The sequence below is a fragment of the Nocardia sp. CY15 genome, from assembly GCF_009829295.1.
Lineage (GTDB): Bacteria > Actinomycetota > Actinomycetes > Mycobacteriales > Mycobacteriaceae > Nocardia > Nocardia sputi.
Map to the genome: position 1 here is coordinate 26006 of NZ_VUOT01000037.1, position 15049 is coordinate 41054.

14 protein-coding genes are annotated in these 15049 nt (G+C 64.7%); 9 read left to right on the plus strand and 5 right to left on the minus strand.

The window, feature by feature from the left end:
• The first annotated feature begins 12 nt into the window (after nucleotides 1–12).
• A complete protein-coding gene (gene fusA / locus GVY39_RS28875; protein WP_159930073.1) occupies nucleotides 13–2115 on the plus strand; it encodes an elongation factor G in 2103 nt (700 codons plus the stop codon).
• 99 nt (nucleotides 2116–2214) lie between these two features.
• Nucleotides 2215–3405, plus strand: a complete 1191-nt coding sequence (gene tuf, locus GVY39_RS28880; RefSeq protein ID WP_043732954.1) for an elongation factor Tu — start codon at nucleotides 2215–2217, stop codon at nucleotides 3403–3405.
• 121 nt (nucleotides 3406–3526) lie between these two features.
• Here the strand turns inward: tuf and GVY39_RS28885 are convergent, their stop codons facing one another.
• Nucleotides 3527–3961, minus strand: a complete 435-nt coding sequence (locus GVY39_RS28885; RefSeq protein WP_159930072.1) for a hypothetical protein — start codon at nucleotides 3959–3961, stop codon at nucleotides 3527–3529.
• A 544-nt stretch (nucleotides 3962–4505) separates the two neighbouring features.
• Here GVY39_RS28885 and GVY39_RS28890 point away from each other — a divergent pair.
• Both GVY39_RS28890 and GVY39_RS28895 read left to right on the plus strand, forming a co-directional pair.
• Entirely contained in the window at nucleotides 4506–4823 is a 318-nt protein-coding gene (locus GVY39_RS28890) for a hypothetical protein (protein WP_159930071.1), read from the plus strand.
• 3 nt (nucleotides 4824–4826) lie between these two features.
• On the plus strand, nucleotides 4827–5999 hold the full coding sequence (locus GVY39_RS28895; RefSeq protein ID WP_159930070.1) for a M20 family metallopeptidase: 1173 nt from the start codon (nucleotides 4827–4829) through the stop codon (nucleotides 5997–5999).
• Here the strand turns inward: GVY39_RS28895 and GVY39_RS28900 are convergent.
• Nucleotides 5996–7000, minus strand: coding sequence for a hypothetical protein (locus tag GVY39_RS28900; protein WP_159930069.1), 1005 nt, complete (start codon nucleotides 6998–7000; stop codon nucleotides 5996–5998). The genes GVY39_RS28895 and GVY39_RS28900 overlap by 4 nt on opposite strands.
• Before the next feature lie 512 nt (nucleotides 7001–7512).
• Here GVY39_RS28900 and GVY39_RS28905 point away from each other — a divergent pair.
• Nucleotides 7513–8337: a helix-turn-helix transcriptional regulator gene (locus GVY39_RS28905; protein ID WP_159930068.1), complete on the plus strand. Its 825-nt coding sequence runs from the start codon at nucleotides 7513–7515 to the stop codon at nucleotides 8335–8337.
• A gap of 15 nt (nucleotides 8338–8352) precedes the next feature.
• Here the strand turns inward: GVY39_RS28905 and GVY39_RS28910 are convergent, their stop codons facing one another.
• Together GVY39_RS28910 and GVY39_RS28915 are read right to left on the minus strand one after the other, a co-directional pair.
• Nucleotides 8353–9696, minus strand: coding sequence for a hypothetical protein (locus tag GVY39_RS28910; protein ID WP_159930067.1), 1344 nt, complete (start codon nucleotides 9694–9696; stop codon nucleotides 8353–8355).
• Complete coding sequence (locus GVY39_RS28915) at nucleotides 9693–9929, minus strand: hypothetical protein (RefSeq protein WP_159930066.1); 237 nt, start codon at nucleotides 9927–9929, stop codon at nucleotides 9693–9695. The genes GVY39_RS28910 and GVY39_RS28915 overlap by 4 nt, the downstream gene beginning before the upstream one ends.
• 164 nt (nucleotides 9930–10093) lie before the next feature.
• Between GVY39_RS28915 and GVY39_RS28920 the strand changes: the two genes are divergently transcribed.
• The 3 genes from GVY39_RS28920 (at nucleotide 10094) to GVY39_RS28930 (ending at nucleotide 12024) form a co-directional block, all read left to right on the plus strand.
• The gene (locus GVY39_RS28920; RefSeq protein ID WP_159930065.1) at nucleotides 10094–10903 is read left to right on the plus strand and encodes a hypothetical protein; all 810 of its coding nucleotides are present in this window, start codon (nucleotides 10094–10096) and stop codon (nucleotides 10901–10903) included.
• Between the two features lie 40 nt (nucleotides 10904–10943).
• A complete protein-coding gene (locus GVY39_RS28925) occupies nucleotides 10944–11708 on the plus strand; it encodes a hypothetical protein (RefSeq protein ID WP_159930064.1) in 765 nt (254 codons plus the stop codon).
• 100 nt (nucleotides 11709–11808) lie between these two features.
• On the plus strand, nucleotides 11809–12024 hold the full coding sequence (locus GVY39_RS28930; protein WP_159930063.1) for a hypothetical protein: 216 nt from the start codon (nucleotides 11809–11811) through the stop codon (nucleotides 12022–12024).
• Between the two features lie 117 nt (nucleotides 12025–12141).
• Here the strand turns inward: GVY39_RS28930 and GVY39_RS28935 are convergent, their stop codons facing one another.
• A complete protein-coding gene (locus tag GVY39_RS28935) occupies nucleotides 12142–13161 on the minus strand; it encodes a YafY family protein (protein WP_236565729.1) in 1020 nt (339 codons plus the stop codon).
• A gap of 67 nt (nucleotides 13162–13228) precedes the next feature.
• On the opposite strand from GVY39_RS28935, the gene GVY39_RS28940 reads away from it, so the two are divergent.
• A complete protein-coding gene (locus GVY39_RS28940; protein WP_159930062.1) occupies nucleotides 13229–14467 on the plus strand; it encodes an NAD(P)/FAD-dependent oxidoreductase in 1239 nt (412 codons plus the stop codon).
• Nucleotides 14468–15049 lie beyond the last annotated feature (582 nt).

A 15049-nucleotide genomic window follows, 5' to 3' on the forward strand; every position in this document is an offset into this window, starting at 1 on the left:
GGGAAGATTTCCGTGGCACAGGACGTGCTCACCGACCTGAACAAGGTCCGCAACATCGGCATCATGGCCCACATCGACGCGGGCAAGACGACCACAACTGAACGCATCCTCTTCTACACCGGCATCACCTACAAGATCGGTGAGGTCCACGACGGCGCCGCCACGATGGACTGGATGGAGCAGGAGCAGGAGCGTGGTATCACCATCACCTCCGCGGCTACCACGTGCTTCTGGAAAGACAACCAGATCAACATCATCGACACCCCCGGGCACGTCGACTTCACCGTGGAGGTCGAGCGGTCGCTGCGCGTGCTCGACGGCGCCGTCGCGGTGTTCGACGGCAAGGAGGGCGTCGAGCCGCAGTCCGAGCAGGTGTGGCGTCAGGCCGACAAGTACGACGTGCCGCGGATCTGCTTCGTCAACAAGATGGACAAGCTCGGTGCGGACTTCTACTTCACCGTGCAGACCATCAAGGACCGCCTCGGCGCCAAGCCGCTGGTCATCCAGCTGCCGATCGGCGCGGAGGACACCTTCGAGGGCATCGTCGACCTGGTCGAGAACAACGCCAAGGTCTGGCGCGGCGAGACCAAGCTCGGTGAGCAGTACGAGGTCGTCGAGATCCCGGACGACCTGAAGGAGAAGGCCGAGCAGTACCGCCAGGAGCTGCTCGAGACCGTCGCCGAGTCGGACGAAGCGCTGCTGGAGAAGTTCTTCGGCGGCGAAGAGCTGACCGTCGAGGAGATCAAGGGTGCCATCCGCAAGCTGACGGTGACCTCCGAGCTCTACCCGGTGCTGTGCGGCTCGGCGTTCAAGAACAAGGGCGTGCAGCCCATGCTCGACGCGGTCATCGACTACCTGCCCTCGCCGCTGGACGTGGAGGCCACCACCGGCCATGTCCCCGGCAAGGAAGACCAGCTGCTCACCCGCAAGCCGAGCGCCGAGGAGCCGTTCGCGGCCCTGGCGTTCAAGATCGCGGTGCACCCCTTCTTCGGCAAGCTGACCTACGTCCGCGTGTACTCCGGCAAGGTCGACTCCGGCGCCCAGGTCATCAACTCGACCAAGGGCAAGAAGGAGCGTCTGGGCAAGCTGTTCCAGATGCACTCCAACAAGGAGAACCCGGTCGGCGTGGCCTCGGCGGGCCACATCTACGCGGTCATCGGCCTCAAGGACACCACCACCGGTGACACCTTGTGCGACCCGCAGAACCAGATCGTGCTCGAGTCCATGACCTTCCCGGACCCGGTCATCGAGGTCTCCATCGAGCCGAAGACCAAGTCCGACCAGGAGAAGCTGGGCACCGCGATCCAGCGTCTCTCCGAAGAGGACCCGACCTTCTCGGTCAAGCTGGACGCCGAGACCGGCCAGACCGTCATCGGCGGTATGGGCGAGCTCCACCTCGACATCCTGGTCGACCGTATGAAGCGCGAGTTCAAGGTCGAGGCGAACGTCGGCAAGCCGCAGGTGGCCTACCGCGAGACGATCACCAAGCGGGTCGAGAAGCTCGAGTTCACGCACAAGAAGCAGACCGGTGGTTCCGGCCAGTTCGCGAAGGTGATCATCGCGCTGGAGCCGTTCGTCGGCGAGGACGGCGCGCACTACGAGTTCGAGAACAAGGTCACCGGTGGCCGCGTGCCGAGGGAATACATCCCTTCGGTGGACGCGGGCGCCCAGGACGCCATGCAGTACGGCGTGCTCGCCGGCTACCCGCTGGTGAACCTGAAGGTCACGCTGCTCGACGGCGCCTACCACGACGTCGACTCGTCGGAAATGGCGTTCAAGATCGCGGGTGCGCAAGCGCTCAAGGAAGCGGCCCGCAAGGCCGGTCCGGTGATCCTCGAGCCGATGATGGCGGTCGAGGTCACCACGCCCGAGGACTACATGGGCGATGTGATCGGCGACCTGAACTCCCGCCGTGGTCAGATCCAGGCCATGGAGGAACGCAGTGGTGCCCGTGTCGTCAAGGCGCTGGTTCCGCTCTCGGAGATGTTCGGTTACATCGGTGACCTGCGGTCGAAGACCCAGGGCCGGGCGAACTACTCCATGGTGTTCGACTCGTACGCGGAGGTTCCGGCCAACGTGTCGAAGGAGATCATCGCCAAGGCGACCGGCGAGTAAATGGCTCCCGGGCGTTTGTAATACCCCTTTCCCCGTGTCCGCGGGGATGACCCCGCACTGCTGCAACTGCACGCACCAACAAGTCCAGGAGGACAAACAGTGGCGAAGGCGAAGTTCGAGCGGACGAAGCCGCACGTCAACATCGGCACCATCGGTCACGTCGACCACGGCAAGACCACGCTGACCGCAGCGATCACCAAGGTGCTGGCTGACAAGTACCCGGATCTGAACGAGAGCTTCGCGTTCGATCAGATCGACAAGGCGCCGGAGGAGAAGGCTCGTGGTATCACGATCAACATCTCCCACGTCGAATACCAGACGGAGAAGCGCCACTACGCGCACGTCGACGCGCCGGGTCACGCCGACTACATCAAGAACATGATCACCGGTGCGGCGCAGATGGACGGTGCCATCCTCGTGGTCGCCGCCACCGACGGCCCGATGCCGCAGACCCGTGAGCACGTGCTGCTCGCCCGTCAGGTCGGCGTGCCCTACATCCTGGTCGCGCTGAACAAGGCCGACATGGTCGACGACGAGGAAATCCTCGAGCTCGTCGAGATGGAGGTCCGCGAGCTGCTGGCCTCCCAGGAGTTCGATGAGGACGCGCCGGTCGTGCGGGTCTCCGGTCTGAAGGCGCTCGAGGGCGACCCGAAGTGGTCGGAGTCGGTGCTGGAGCTCATGGCCGCGGTCGACGAGTCCATCCCGGACCCGGTTCGTGAGACCGACAAGCCGTTCCTGATGCCGGTCGAGGACGTGTTCACCATCACCGGTCGTGGCACCGTCGTCACCGGTCGCGTCGAGCGTGGCGTGATCAACGTGAACGAGGAAGTCGAGATCGTCGGCATCCGTCCGGACAAGACCAAGACCACGGTCACCGGTATCGAGATGTTCCGCAAGCTGCTCGACCAGGGCCAGGCGGGCGACAACGTCGGTCTGCTGGTTCGTGGTATCAAGCGCGAGGACGTGGAGCGCGGCCAGGTCGTCGTGAAGCCGGGCACCACCACCCCGCACACCGAGTTCGAGGGCCAGGCGTACATCCTGTCGAAGGACGAGGGCGGCCGCCACACCCCGTTCTTCAACAACTACCGTCCGCAGTTCTACTTCCGTACCACTGACGTGACGGGCGTTGTGACCCTGCCCGAGGGCACCGAGATGGTTATGCCCGGTGACAACACCGAGATGACCGTCAAGCTGATCCAGCCGGTCGCCATGGACGAGGGTCTGCGCTTCGCGATCCGCGAGGGTGGCCGCACCGTCGGCGCCGGTCGCGTCACGAAGATCATCAAGTGATTCGCTGAATCGCTGACAACGGCGCCGCTCCTTCGGGAGCGGCGCCGTTCGCGTTTCACATGCGAGTGCGCCTCGCCGGCACGCAGCTTCGTCCAATGGAGCCGACGGCAGCCGCTTCTGCTCAGCAGGCGTAAGCGCGGCCGACGGCCGGTTCCCGATCGGCCTCCGGGACCTCGTGCAGGCAGCCGAGCGGGACGACGCCGTCGCTGCTCATCTGCACGCCACTGCCCGTCTCGGTATCAACGCACGTGAGGCCGGTAGTCGCGAGGCGGCAAGCGTAGTCGCCGAAGGTGAGCGTGCTGTCGTACGGCAGCGTCTGTCCCTCACCATGGATGAAAAGCCCTGGATCACCGCGGAATTGGCCGACGGTCAGGCGTTGGCCCGAGTAGGTGACGTATCCGCCGAACCAGCTCCCGAAGCCTTCTCCGGGTGCGGGCGCCGGAACTTTCAGTTCGACCACGCAGTCGAATCCGTCCATACCCAACGCGGTCCCGGTAATGCAGCTGATCTTGCGCGAAGGGCTGACGAACGCGATATCGGCCGCCAGATCGGTCACCGGCCCGCTCTCGACTCGGACCGAGTGATACGGCCCGAGATCAATCGGCGACCCTCGCCGAACCCAGTCGACGCGATCCCGGAACTCGCCCTCGGGCGCACCCGCCGACGTGCTGGGTTGCGACGAACCCGGTTCCCTCGCCGGCTGTGGGTGCCCGATGGTGTTATGCGAACACGCACACGACATCATCACCAAGCTCACGAGCACCGCCCACCGCATACAGCACACAGTAGCCCTCGTGAGTGAGCCGATCTTCCCGGCGCACACCGACTTCGGTACCGGGCTCAGCGCCGTCCGCAGTTTGGTGTAGCTTTCGACTGGGCGGCCGGCGGGGTCGCGGGTGACAGGTGACCTGCCTCGGGTAAGTTTGCGCACAAATCTTCAACTTCGGCGGTTCAGGGCGGTCGACCGGCTAATTGTTTGTTACATATTCGGTCGCGCGACGTATACGTATGGGTGCCGTCCACCGGAAAACGCTTGACCGTGTTTATCGAAATGACGTAAAGTTCAGCTGATACCGCCTCGGCGTCGGAAAGGGTTGGCAATGAACTCCAGCACCCCGAAGAAGATAAACTCCTATGTGGAAATCGACGAATTGTATCGCAAGGATGAGTTGCCCATCCTGAGCCGGGACGAGCTCCAAGCCATTGTTTCCTTTCTGGAAGAGCATGGCTGCGAAAATATCGGCGGAGCGGTACTCGGCAAAGCTCACGCATGGCCCAGGGATTCGGTCGGGATCTATCGCGGCAACCTGATCAACCGTAGGAAAGACACTTTCAAGGGTCCTAACATCATCGGAGGTACCTACTATCCTCAGGGGATCGGGATCTGGACCACCGGAGACATCGGAGACATTCGCTAGCTCATGACGAATTCGACAGGACTACTGGAAGCACTGGTAGCACACGACTCGACGTTCGGCCGGGAACGAGCGATCGGAGACTGGCTGGTGAAGTATCTGGCCGGTCAAGGGTTCGTCGCGCGAAAGCAGATCGTCGAGGGTGACCGGTTCAACGTCCTAGCCGAACGAGGAAAGGGCACGGCGACATTGCTGTGCTATGGGCATATGGACACGGTTCCTGTCTACAACGGATGGAAGACCGATCCGTTTCGCGTCACAAAGGTGGGAGACCGGTTGTACGGTCTCGGTTCCTGTGACATGAAAGGCGGCATCGCCGGCCTGCTCTCCGCGTTGGAACACCTTCCGGCCGACGTTCCTGTCAAGCTGCTTCTCGCGGTGGACGAAGAAAACGAATCGCTCGGAGCTTGGCAAGTGGTGCGCGAGCGACGTGATTGGATCGACGGCGTCGAGCGTATTCTCTCGGTGGAGCCAGGGGCCTCGGCGGACCGGATCGGAGGAGCGGATGTCCTGACGCTGGGTCGTCGGGGACGGGCGCGTTTTCGATTCACCGTGCACGGATACTCATCGCACGGTGGGCACGTGGATCGGGGCGTCAATGCCATCGACATAGGGGCTCGCATCGCGCACCAAATCGACGGCGCGAAGCAGGCGTTCCATCCACGCTTGAAAGAGGGAAGCCAGTATGTCGCCAGCTTCAATGCCTCCTCGGTCGGCTTGTCGATTCCGGAGTACTGCGAACTCGAAGTCGAACGATTGCTGGTCATCCCCGAGACCATCGATGACTGCCTGAACGAGTACAACGAGCTGTGCGCTCGTGTTCTGGCATCGATGGAGATGCCGGATACCGCACGAAGTCATGTCAGCGTGACAGCGGAACTCGTTCCGCGCCGGAACAGGTACTCCGAGCCCTACGAGATCGCTGTCGACGATCCTCTCGTGGGTGCCGCCCGGGACGCGATCCTGGAGAAGCTGCGTCCCGAGCACGGGCCGTTCATCAACTACGGCAGGTCGGTCGGTGACGAGAACGTATTCGCCAACGCGTTCGGTCTACCGTCTCTGGTGCTGGGTCCGGAAGGCGGCAATATCCACTCGCCGAATGAATGGGTTTCCCTGAGATCGCTGACGGACGTAACCGAAGTGTACCGCGATCTGTTGCATCGCTACTTCGAGCTCTAGATCCTTCGCGTGGCAAGGTCGACGTACGAGAGGGCGAAGTCGTTGTAGGCCCGTGCCTCGTTGCCGTCGTCGACCTTGTAATTCTGGGACAATATTCCGAATGCGGGTTTCTTCGAGTAGACGGCGCCGTACCTGCGGCCTTCGTCGTACACGAATCGTCGACCATTCTGCCGTGCCGCGTATATGACGCCGGGAGACGAGAGATTGCATTCGCCGTAAATGGCGTGCACGGGTTCGGGCGCGTCCTCCCATACGCGGTCCACGAGCCACGCCGAAAGCGCTCGATACAGTCCGCGTCCCTGGAAGTCGAGGCGGGTGATACCTTCGGTGATCTCGTAGAGGGTCACTGCCTCGTGGCCCTCTATGCGGATCTTCGCACGTTCGGCGAGAACGGTGCAGACGACGGCGCCGGTGCGGTCGACCAGATATCCGATCGTATTGTCGGCATTCGATACGATTTCTTGAACACCGTCTCGGCCGAGACCGAAAGCGCTATAAGTGTCCGTGAAACGCGCGGCCTCGTTCTCTCTGCGAGACAGCGGTGTAGCCCGCGACAGAATATGGAGGTCGAGTCCCAGCGCCCGGGCTTCGGTGACGACCCCATTCTTTCGCGGGCGCTCTTTGCGCGTACGCCGGAGCAGAATCTCGTGCTGCCGCATCGCGTCGGTAGCGATAGATCGTGTGGGAGAATTCCAGCATGTGTAAACGATGCCGTGTGGGTGGGAACATGCGAGCGGAACGACGCCTTCCACGACAACGCCCGCCGCATCGAGGGATTCGAGCAGTTCGCCGCGGCCCACATATCTTATCGTGAGTCTGTCTATCGAGGATTGCAGTGCCTTCTCACGGTAACTCGCGAAATCCGCGATGAACTGCCCCAGCTGACGGGGTGTGTCGACGACGTGTGGATAGAAGCCACGAAGTCTGTTATGGGTCGCGAAGGCGGGAGGCCAGACCGCGCCTACCGAGCTGTTCGATTTGGTCTGCGCTGATTCATTCATGTGCTGTGCTACCTATAGTTCGATGGTTCCCGGGAATCTCGTCATGAATGAAGGCTGTGCGCATCTCCAGGTCATCGATTCCGAGGGCCGCTGGATAGTTGTAGACGGAACGCGGGCACGAATGTCCGGCGACGGTCTACCGGCCCGTGGCGACGGATAACGAACTCCGATCGCAGAGCGTCGGTCGAGGTCGGGCGCCACACCCGCATGCATCGGGAGATGTGCGACGCATAGACCGTCGTGCCTGCTCAGCTACGGTGAGACGCTCAATGCCTCGGAGTTTTTCGTGTCGACGAGCGGCGCCGCCGCAGGTTTTGGGTGATGCGGTTGTCTCTCCCGGGTGGAGGCCCGTGCTGTGCCACCATGAGATCGGCCGGCCTGTGAGCACGTGCGATCAATGGCGCGCACTCGCAATATGGTCGGCCGCGGGGGGCAGGCTGGCGATGCAGTATCTCCGCAAACATTGACGAAGACGGCTACGGCGTATGTCGTGTAATCAGAAGGACTTTGCTATGCCGCGCAGCGAGCGTCCGCTTGATCCGTCATCGGGGCCGATCCATGCCTTCGCCGCTGACCTTCGACGATTGCGCGCCCGCGCGGGCAACCCGAAGTACCTTCAGATGGCCAGGTTGAGCGGCCGATCCAGGACCGCTCTCTCCGAGGCCGCCGGTGGCGATCACCTTCCGACCTGGGAGACGACCGAAGCGTTCGTCAAAGCCTGCGGCGGCGACGTCGGCACCTGGCTGACCAAGTGGGAACAAGTGCAAGAGCAGGTGTCCGTGCTGAGCGCGCGAACGACGACCGCTCGAAGCGGTCCCCGCGACGAGTCCGCGCACGGGGCGGACAACCTTCCGACGCGCACCGTGGACACTCGGTCCGACAACTCCGAAGGTCCGGTCGATGTGGTGCTCCGACTCTGGCAGGAGCAACGCACCCAGGCCCGTCAGTCCGAGAACCACCGCGCCATCATGACTCTGGTAGTGGTCGTAGGCGCGGTCGGTGGAATGGTCTACGTCGCCGTGCAGCCCGATTCCCGGATCCTTTCGGCGACGGTGGCGCTGAGCGTCTGCCTCCTCGGTCTTTTCGGTGCGCTGATCTCGGCCAAGTACTACGAGCGCTTCAAGATGCACATGGACGGCGCCGAACACTTCCATCGCCGCTTGGACGAGTTGTATCCGCAGTTGCGTATCGAGCAACTGTGGTCGGACAACCAAAGCCAGCACAGCCGAAATTACAAAGTGCTGTACGGGCTCCGGCTGCACCACCTGTGGGTAGCCGCCCACCTGGGCATTGTGCTGCTGGGCGGCACCGTGGCGATCGTCCAACTGACGGGCTGACGCCGCCCGTCGGCCTCAGCGTCGATACAGCTGGGTGACCGTTCGCCAGATCCCCTGCCGTTGCTCGTCGGTGAGATCGGCGCTGCGCAGACGCTCATCGAGATCCCGGATGTCGTCTTTGTCCGCGCGGGGGATGAAGCTGTCGAGCAACCGCGCGAATCCCGGATCGGCAGCATCGGACCGGGCGACCCATGCCCGTACCTGGTCGCGCAGCAGGTCGCTGCGCTCGCTCAGTTCCTTGTACCACCGTGTCCCCTCGGCCGACCGATACCACTCCGGTCCAGCTGCGGTGACGGTCGGCGCGAGCGTACGCGCGTAGTGGACGATGGCGATGACATTCATGGCGAAGATCGCCTCGCGCACATACGGATCAGCGTGTTCGGGGGCCACCAGCGCGGGGTTGATGCCGTCGAGCGGCCGCTCGTCGTGGCGATGCCGTCGAGCTCGCGGACGACCGTTCGTTCCGTATCCGGTGGGGCTGCTCTTGCTCCCGGAGATCATGCCCTCGATCGCGACGATGGCTTCGTGGTGGTGGAAGGTCAGCTCGGGATCCTCGGGAAGGTCGCCTTGGAGCGCGAGGCCGTCGGCGCTGTGGTGACCGTCGAGATGCAGGGCATGTCCGCGTTTGGTGCCGGGATGGGGATCGTGCGCCGACGCGGCGAAGAACGCGTAGTGCCCGAAGAAACTCGCGGCCGGGTAGGCGGCGGTCAGCATCTCTTGGACGCTGCCCTTGAGGCCGCTGTCGACGAGACAGAGATCGACGTCGCCGCCGTCGATGTCGATGCCGGACAGCTCGAAGTAGGCGGTGAGCTGCTGCCAGGCGCCGGCCGTGCCGGTGGGCGCGCTCGATCGTCTACGGAATGCTTCGATGGCCGAAAAGTCGCTCCCCGTCCAGCTTTCCAAGTCACGCAAGGCGGCATCGGCCAGCGGTCGTGGCAGGTACATCGGTACGCAGTGTCGCGCGTAGAAGTCGGGTGCCAATACGCTCAGGACGAAGCCGAACACGAAGCCGTCGCGGCCGAGGAAGACGACCGTGGTTCCCGGGTCGTCATCGATCGCCCGTACGAGATCGGCGGTCATGTCGACGACCACCTTCACCACGAACGGCGCGAGGTAGCGCTGAACGAGGCGGTACGCCTGCTCGAGGGTGCGCGCCTTCTGCGTGCTGTCGATATGGAACGAGCGCAGGAAGCCCTCGAAGACCGCCGAATCCAAGCCGAGGTCTGTATGGTCGAGCTCGATCGGCAGGATCGCTGTGGGATCCAGCCACCAGCTGATCCGGTCGACGTGCCCGGTGTCGTTCGGGAGAAACGCCCCGCAGGCCGGGCACTGCGGGGCGTCCTGGTCGCGCACGGTCACGCGCGGGTCACCTGCCGCAGCCAGTGCACCGTCTCCTGCATGATGGTGTTCGCCAAAACGACCATCTGGAGGCTGATTTCGGGTGCTACGGTCTTGTGGTGCTCTGCGGTTTCCAGCAACTCGGTCACGGTCTCGTCGACCGCGTCGAGCGTAGCTGTCACCAGGTGCGTGCCGATGCGGTGATCGTCGGCGGACGGCTGGATCGAGCCGTTCATCCTGGCTGTGTCGGTCACGAGATCAATCCCCTTACTGCGTAGCGGTCGGAGCGGGTGAACGATCTCTACGATGGGCCAGCACATGCCCGGCAGTCGTGACACGAAATTGACATCCCGGTTCAACGCCTGGGCCTGGAGTTCGGATCCCTACCCGGACCAGCACGTTCGCCGCTGGAGGAACGATGAGCATCATGGAGCGCGTGGCCGAGGAGCTCGACGGCTTCATCGATCGCGACGACGGCATCACCGCCGAGAATCTGGTCCACGCCCCGACGATCACCGCGCTGCTGGCGCATGGTGATCCCGAGCAGGCGTACCTGGTACTCGACGGCATCCGCAAGCGCAGCACGAGCCGGGACGTGGGCGCGGCGTTCGCCCATCTCGGTGGGTTCGGCTACGCCGGCAACACCGAGGATCGCTTGAATCAGTTCGCGGCCGAACAACATGACCGAGAGCCCAAAGGAAAAGACCAGCCATCCAGCCGCAGCGTCCGGCGGTGGTCGATGTCCGGCCAACGGATCCTTGCCGACCTCATCGTGCAGGCGTCCGGCATCGAGCCACCCACCTTGCATCTCGACGTTCTCCGCCGCGAGGGCACCGTCCTGATCGTGCTTCCGACGATCTACCACATGCACGGCTACGTCATGAACGACCCGATGCTGATCGTCGTCGGCGCCGAAATGCACGCCGTCCATGTCTTCGCGCGCGAGGACATGGAAGCCGTCGGCCAGGACAAGTTCCAGCCGCAGAACGGCATCGAGGTCGACGTCGGATTCCCGGTCCACCTTCAGCTGATCTGGCTCGGAGAAATGCAGCCCACCATCGTGACCCGGACGATCGGCTTCCCCGCGGAGGTCATCGAGATGAGCAGCTCGACCCGCGGCGCGACCGGCCTGGCGCTGTACCACGACGGCGACGACATCGACGCCCTTGCCGAACTCGCCGCCGAACTGGGCCGCCTCCATAGCGAGGCGGCAGAGGAAATGCCATGACCGAGCGAATCCCGGCGTTCCGGTGCTCACGGACAACCCGTTGAGCCTCGAAGACCAGGTGAGAGCCGAGCTGCTTGCCATCCGTAAGGCCAGCGAGGGACTGACACCCGCCGCGGTCGCCCGCAGCCCCGTCATTCGCGGCTTGCTCGGCGCGGGCGATCCACAGATCGCCTACAACACCCTCGAGCACCTGATACTGAGCGCGGAGCGGGATACGGGCCTGGAAGCGGCAACCAGCTCACTCGGCCTGACCAGCGACAAACAAACCGTTCTCGGCAGGCTCGACGACTTCGGCGGAGAGCGCGGCTACGAGCAACGTCACGTACGCCGATACAGCGACAAAGGCATTCGACAACTGGCGGCGCTGATCGCCACCAACTGGACCGTCGATTCGGTGCCGTTCCTCGAAGTGCACGGCTACCAAGTGGGTCCGGACCGGTTCGTGTTCGGCGTCGAAACGAAATGCCAGTACTACATCGAGATGCAGCAACTCCGAGTCGATCTTTATCGCGGTGCCGAGCCACCACATCGCCTGGCGATCGCTGTCGAAGAGTCCGAAGACGACATCTGGACTCTGGTGCGGCTCGTCGAGCCGATCCAGATCCAGGCCGACGAGGAAACGTCCCTCACCTTCGTGTGGCGCGGCGAGCTGTGGCCCAAGTTCGCCGTGCACTGGCGCACCGATATCGCGGGCTACGGCGTCATCACCGAAAGCTTGGCGAACAAACTCATGGTCCGGCTGCTGCCTGGGAACCGGCAAGGCGGATCTCGAGGCTGCCGCGACCTGCCTTCGACCAATCACTGAGTTCTGCACCCCCCGATTCGAGGACAACACAATTCGGGTCATGCGTGGTGAGGGCTTGCCGATCAGGTTCGGCCGTCTACCCGATACACGAGGAGTTGGAATGTTCGCAGTACGTGGATTTGCCGCCGCCGTGATCGGTGCCGCAACCCTGACCGGTGCTGGGGCGGCCGCCGCGGCGCCGTTGCCGCTCGAACCGCAGGCGCCCGCACCGGCCGTGTCGGTCGCAGGGAGCTGTGGTGGTATCACCGACCCGTTCGTGGCGCTGGTCTGCGCGATCAGCAGCCTGTCAGGCGGAGGCGGCACGGCCGTTCGATGAGCAGCCGTGATGTCGGCTCAGCGGAATAAGCCGCGCACGAACGGCGCCGAGTTCAGCGGTGATGCGTTGCGTTCACTGCCGAACCAGCCGAGCGGAAGCTGAGCGCGCACAACGAACTCATGTGTCGGCGATAGTGGCCCATCGGCGGGTGAGCCGGCGGCATGCGTGGACGAGCTGGGGTGGGTGAAGGTCGGTGAGTTCGGTGTCGAAGGTGGCGAGGATGCCGGCGACACCGGCCCAGGACCAGGCGCCGAGCGTGAGCCGGCAGTGTTCGGTGTCGAGGTGTTCCACGACGGAGCCGCCTGGCGCCCAGCGGGCCACGATGTGAGCGGGCAGGTTGAGCCGTGCGGTGCCGGTGCATTGCCAGTCGGCGGGGGTGTCGCCGCGGTTGTGGGTGCTCATCACGAAGTGGGCGAGGTCGTCGTCGGGAAGCGCGCGGGCGGAGAAGTGTTGCGTGGTGGGGCGGGAGTTCAGTCGATCGACGCGGTGCACTCGCCATTCGTGGTCGGTGAGGTCGTAGGCGACCAGGTACCACCGGGCGGCCCAGACGACCAGGTGATGCGGCTCGATGCGGTGTGCGGGCAGGAAATCGGGATCCCCGGGTTCGGGGCGTGTGCCGTCCGGACGCAGTGTCTCGGTGAGGAGTAGGCGGCGGTGGCGTACCGCGGTTCCGACGGCGGTGAGAGCGGCCGGGTCAATGGGAGGTGCGGGGAATTCCCAGTAGTTCTGCAGCCGGGTCAGGCGCAGGGATTCCATGGATGCCCGCAGCGCAGGCGGCATGACCTGGTGCAGAGTGGCCAGTGCCCGCGCCGCGTCGTCGCCGAGGCCGAACATCGTGCTGGGTGCGGTCTGCAGGGCCACCGCGACCGCGAGGGCCTGGTCGTGGTCGAACAGCAGCGGCGGCAGGGTGTGCCCGGCGCCGAGCCGATAGCCGCCGTCGGGGCCGTGGATGGTGGTGATCGGGTAGTCGAGCCGGCGCAGTGTTTCTATGTCGCGGCGGACGGTGCGTTCGCTGACTTCCAGCCGGGTGGCCAGCTCGCGCAGCGGCCACTGCCGTCCTGACCCGAGCAGAGACAGCAGTCGCAACGCCCGGTGCGAGGTGTTCGCCATCGTCTCATCATGACCGGTGGTGGTCACTCGGTGTCCTCTACCGATGTCAGGGTGGGTTCTGTTCAGCGAGCATTGGCAGAGAGGACGGTTGGGTATGCGGGTGGTTGTGGTCGGCGGCGGGATCGGCGGGCTCGCCCTGGGTGCAGGGCTGCGGCGCCGGGGATTCGAGGTGGCGGTATTCGACCGCGACACCGACGTGGCGGCGACAGGCGGTTACCACATCACCCTGGACGAGCGGGCGCAGTCGGCGCTGAAAGATTTAGTGGAACCGAAGATCATGCAGCGGTTGCTGGCATCGGGGTCGGCGCTGCGGCTGCGCGAGCGTGACGCGTTCTGGGACCGCCGCGGCCGGCTGCTCGGCCACGGGCCGGACCTCAGCGGCAGCGGCAGTGTCGACGTGGATCGGATCACCCTGCGGATGTTGTTGGCCGAAGCGGTGGGTGATGCCCTGCACCTGGGATGCAGCGCGTCCGGCGTCGGCCATGATGACCACGGCGCGCCCCAGGTGCTGTTCACCGATCGGGCGCCGGTCTCGGCGGATCTGGTGGTGGGCGCGGACGGCACCCACTCGGTGGTAGCCCGCCACCTGGCGGGAGGCCCGACCAACAGACCGGCGGGCATCATCGGGTTCTCCGGCCGCACCCTCGTGCGAGACCTCAGCCCCGGCGAGCAGCAGCGACTGAGGCCACGATCGGGGCTGGCGATCGGCCCGCACGGGGCAGCGCTCTATATCGGCTTCCTCGACCCGGTCGGCAACGCCGCGCTCGACGCTCCCGAGCTGCGGACGTCGATCACCACCGGACCCACCTACATTTGGGGCGCGATGTTCCCCGAATCCGCCGGCACCGACTCCCTGCGTGGCCTGCGCGGCGGTGCGCTGCAGGCCGCGCTGCTGGCCCGGTTTCGCAAACGGGGCTGGGCCGAGCACACGCTCGAGGTCATCGCCCAGGCCGACCCGCGCAGCGTGGCCGGGTTCCGCTTCAACGCCGCCTCCACCCGCGCGGACGATCTCGCGCCCTGGCCCGCGGGTCGAATCACCGCGCTCGGCGACGCTGTCCACGCCACACCACCCACCGCGGGAATGGGAGCGGGCGCGGCCATCCGCGACGCCGCCAGCCTGCTCGAGCACGTGAACGCCGCCGCCGCAGGCACCGCGACCCTCACCGACGCCGTGGAACATTTCGAAGCCGACATGCGGCAGCGTGGCGGAGAAGTCCTCACCCTGGCCATGAAGACCGTCCGGTGGATCCTGGCCACCGACACCACACTCGGCGCCGCAGCCACCGCCGTGAGCACCCCGATTCTGGCCGCAGCCGCCCGGCTACGTCACTGACGAGAGCCCCGCGACGTCCGTGCCCTGTACTCAGAACAGGGTGTCGCGCACGGGCCCGTAGCCGGTGGGTCCGAGCTGGCCATCAGGAACCCTTCTTCGCAGTGACACGCGGCCGCGTCCGCCGCAGCGCGGTGGCAGCCTGGGTGATGCGCCGGGGAATAGCGCCCCCCGCGCCAGGTCCAGTGTGATGACGTCGCCGCCTCCGGTGGTGGTGCCGTTGTCCGTTGCCGGGACTGACGGAACAACAGCGGATTTGACCTTGGTCTGACTGGCCGGACCTGACGGTTCGGCGGGAAGGATCGAGCAGTGTCGGAGACACTCGACGCCTCGGCGAAGAAGGCGCGGCGGATACCACCCGTTGGCAACAGAACAATCCATTGATCAGGAAAGGTGGCTGAACTGCGGAAACGTGTTGCAGATTTGTGCCCTCGGCGGGACACGCGAAACATGGGCAACTGGGAAACGCCTGGTCATCGCGGGTACGTATGCTGCCTGAGGGATTGCGATGCTCTGCGGAAGTTGGTCCACCGGTTCCCAGCTCCATTGCATCCTGAGTGGGCGTGGTGAGCGTGACAACGCGGG

Bases quoted from the DNA above. Each gene is read 5' to 3' on its own strand.
- GVY39_RS28930 (WP_159930063.1), top strand. From the start codon at position 11,809: ATGTTCGCAGTACGTGGATTTGCCGCCGCCGTGATCGGTGCCGCAACC.
- GVY39_RS28940 (WP_159930062.1), top strand. From the start codon at position 13,229: ATGCGGGTGGTTGTGGTCGGCGGCGGGATCGGCGGGCTCGCCCTGGGT.
- GVY39_RS28895 (WP_159930070.1), top strand. From the start codon at position 4,827: ATGACGAATTCGACAGGACTACTGGAAGCACTGGTAGCACACGACTCG.
- GVY39_RS28900 (WP_159930069.1), bottom strand. From the start codon at position 7,000: ATGAATGAATCAGCGCAGACCAAATCGAACAGCTCGGTAGGCGCGGTC.
- GVY39_RS28920 (WP_159930065.1), top strand. From the start codon at position 10,094: ATGAGCATCATGGAGCGCGTGGCCGAGGAGCTCGACGGCTTCATCGAT.
- GVY39_RS28905 (WP_159930068.1), top strand. From the start codon at position 7,513: ATGCCGCGCAGCGAGCGTCCGCTTGATCCGTCATCGGGGCCGATCCAT.
- GVY39_RS28890 (WP_159930071.1), top strand. From the start codon at position 4,506: ATGAACTCCAGCACCCCGAAGAAGATAAACTCCTATGTGGAAATCGAC.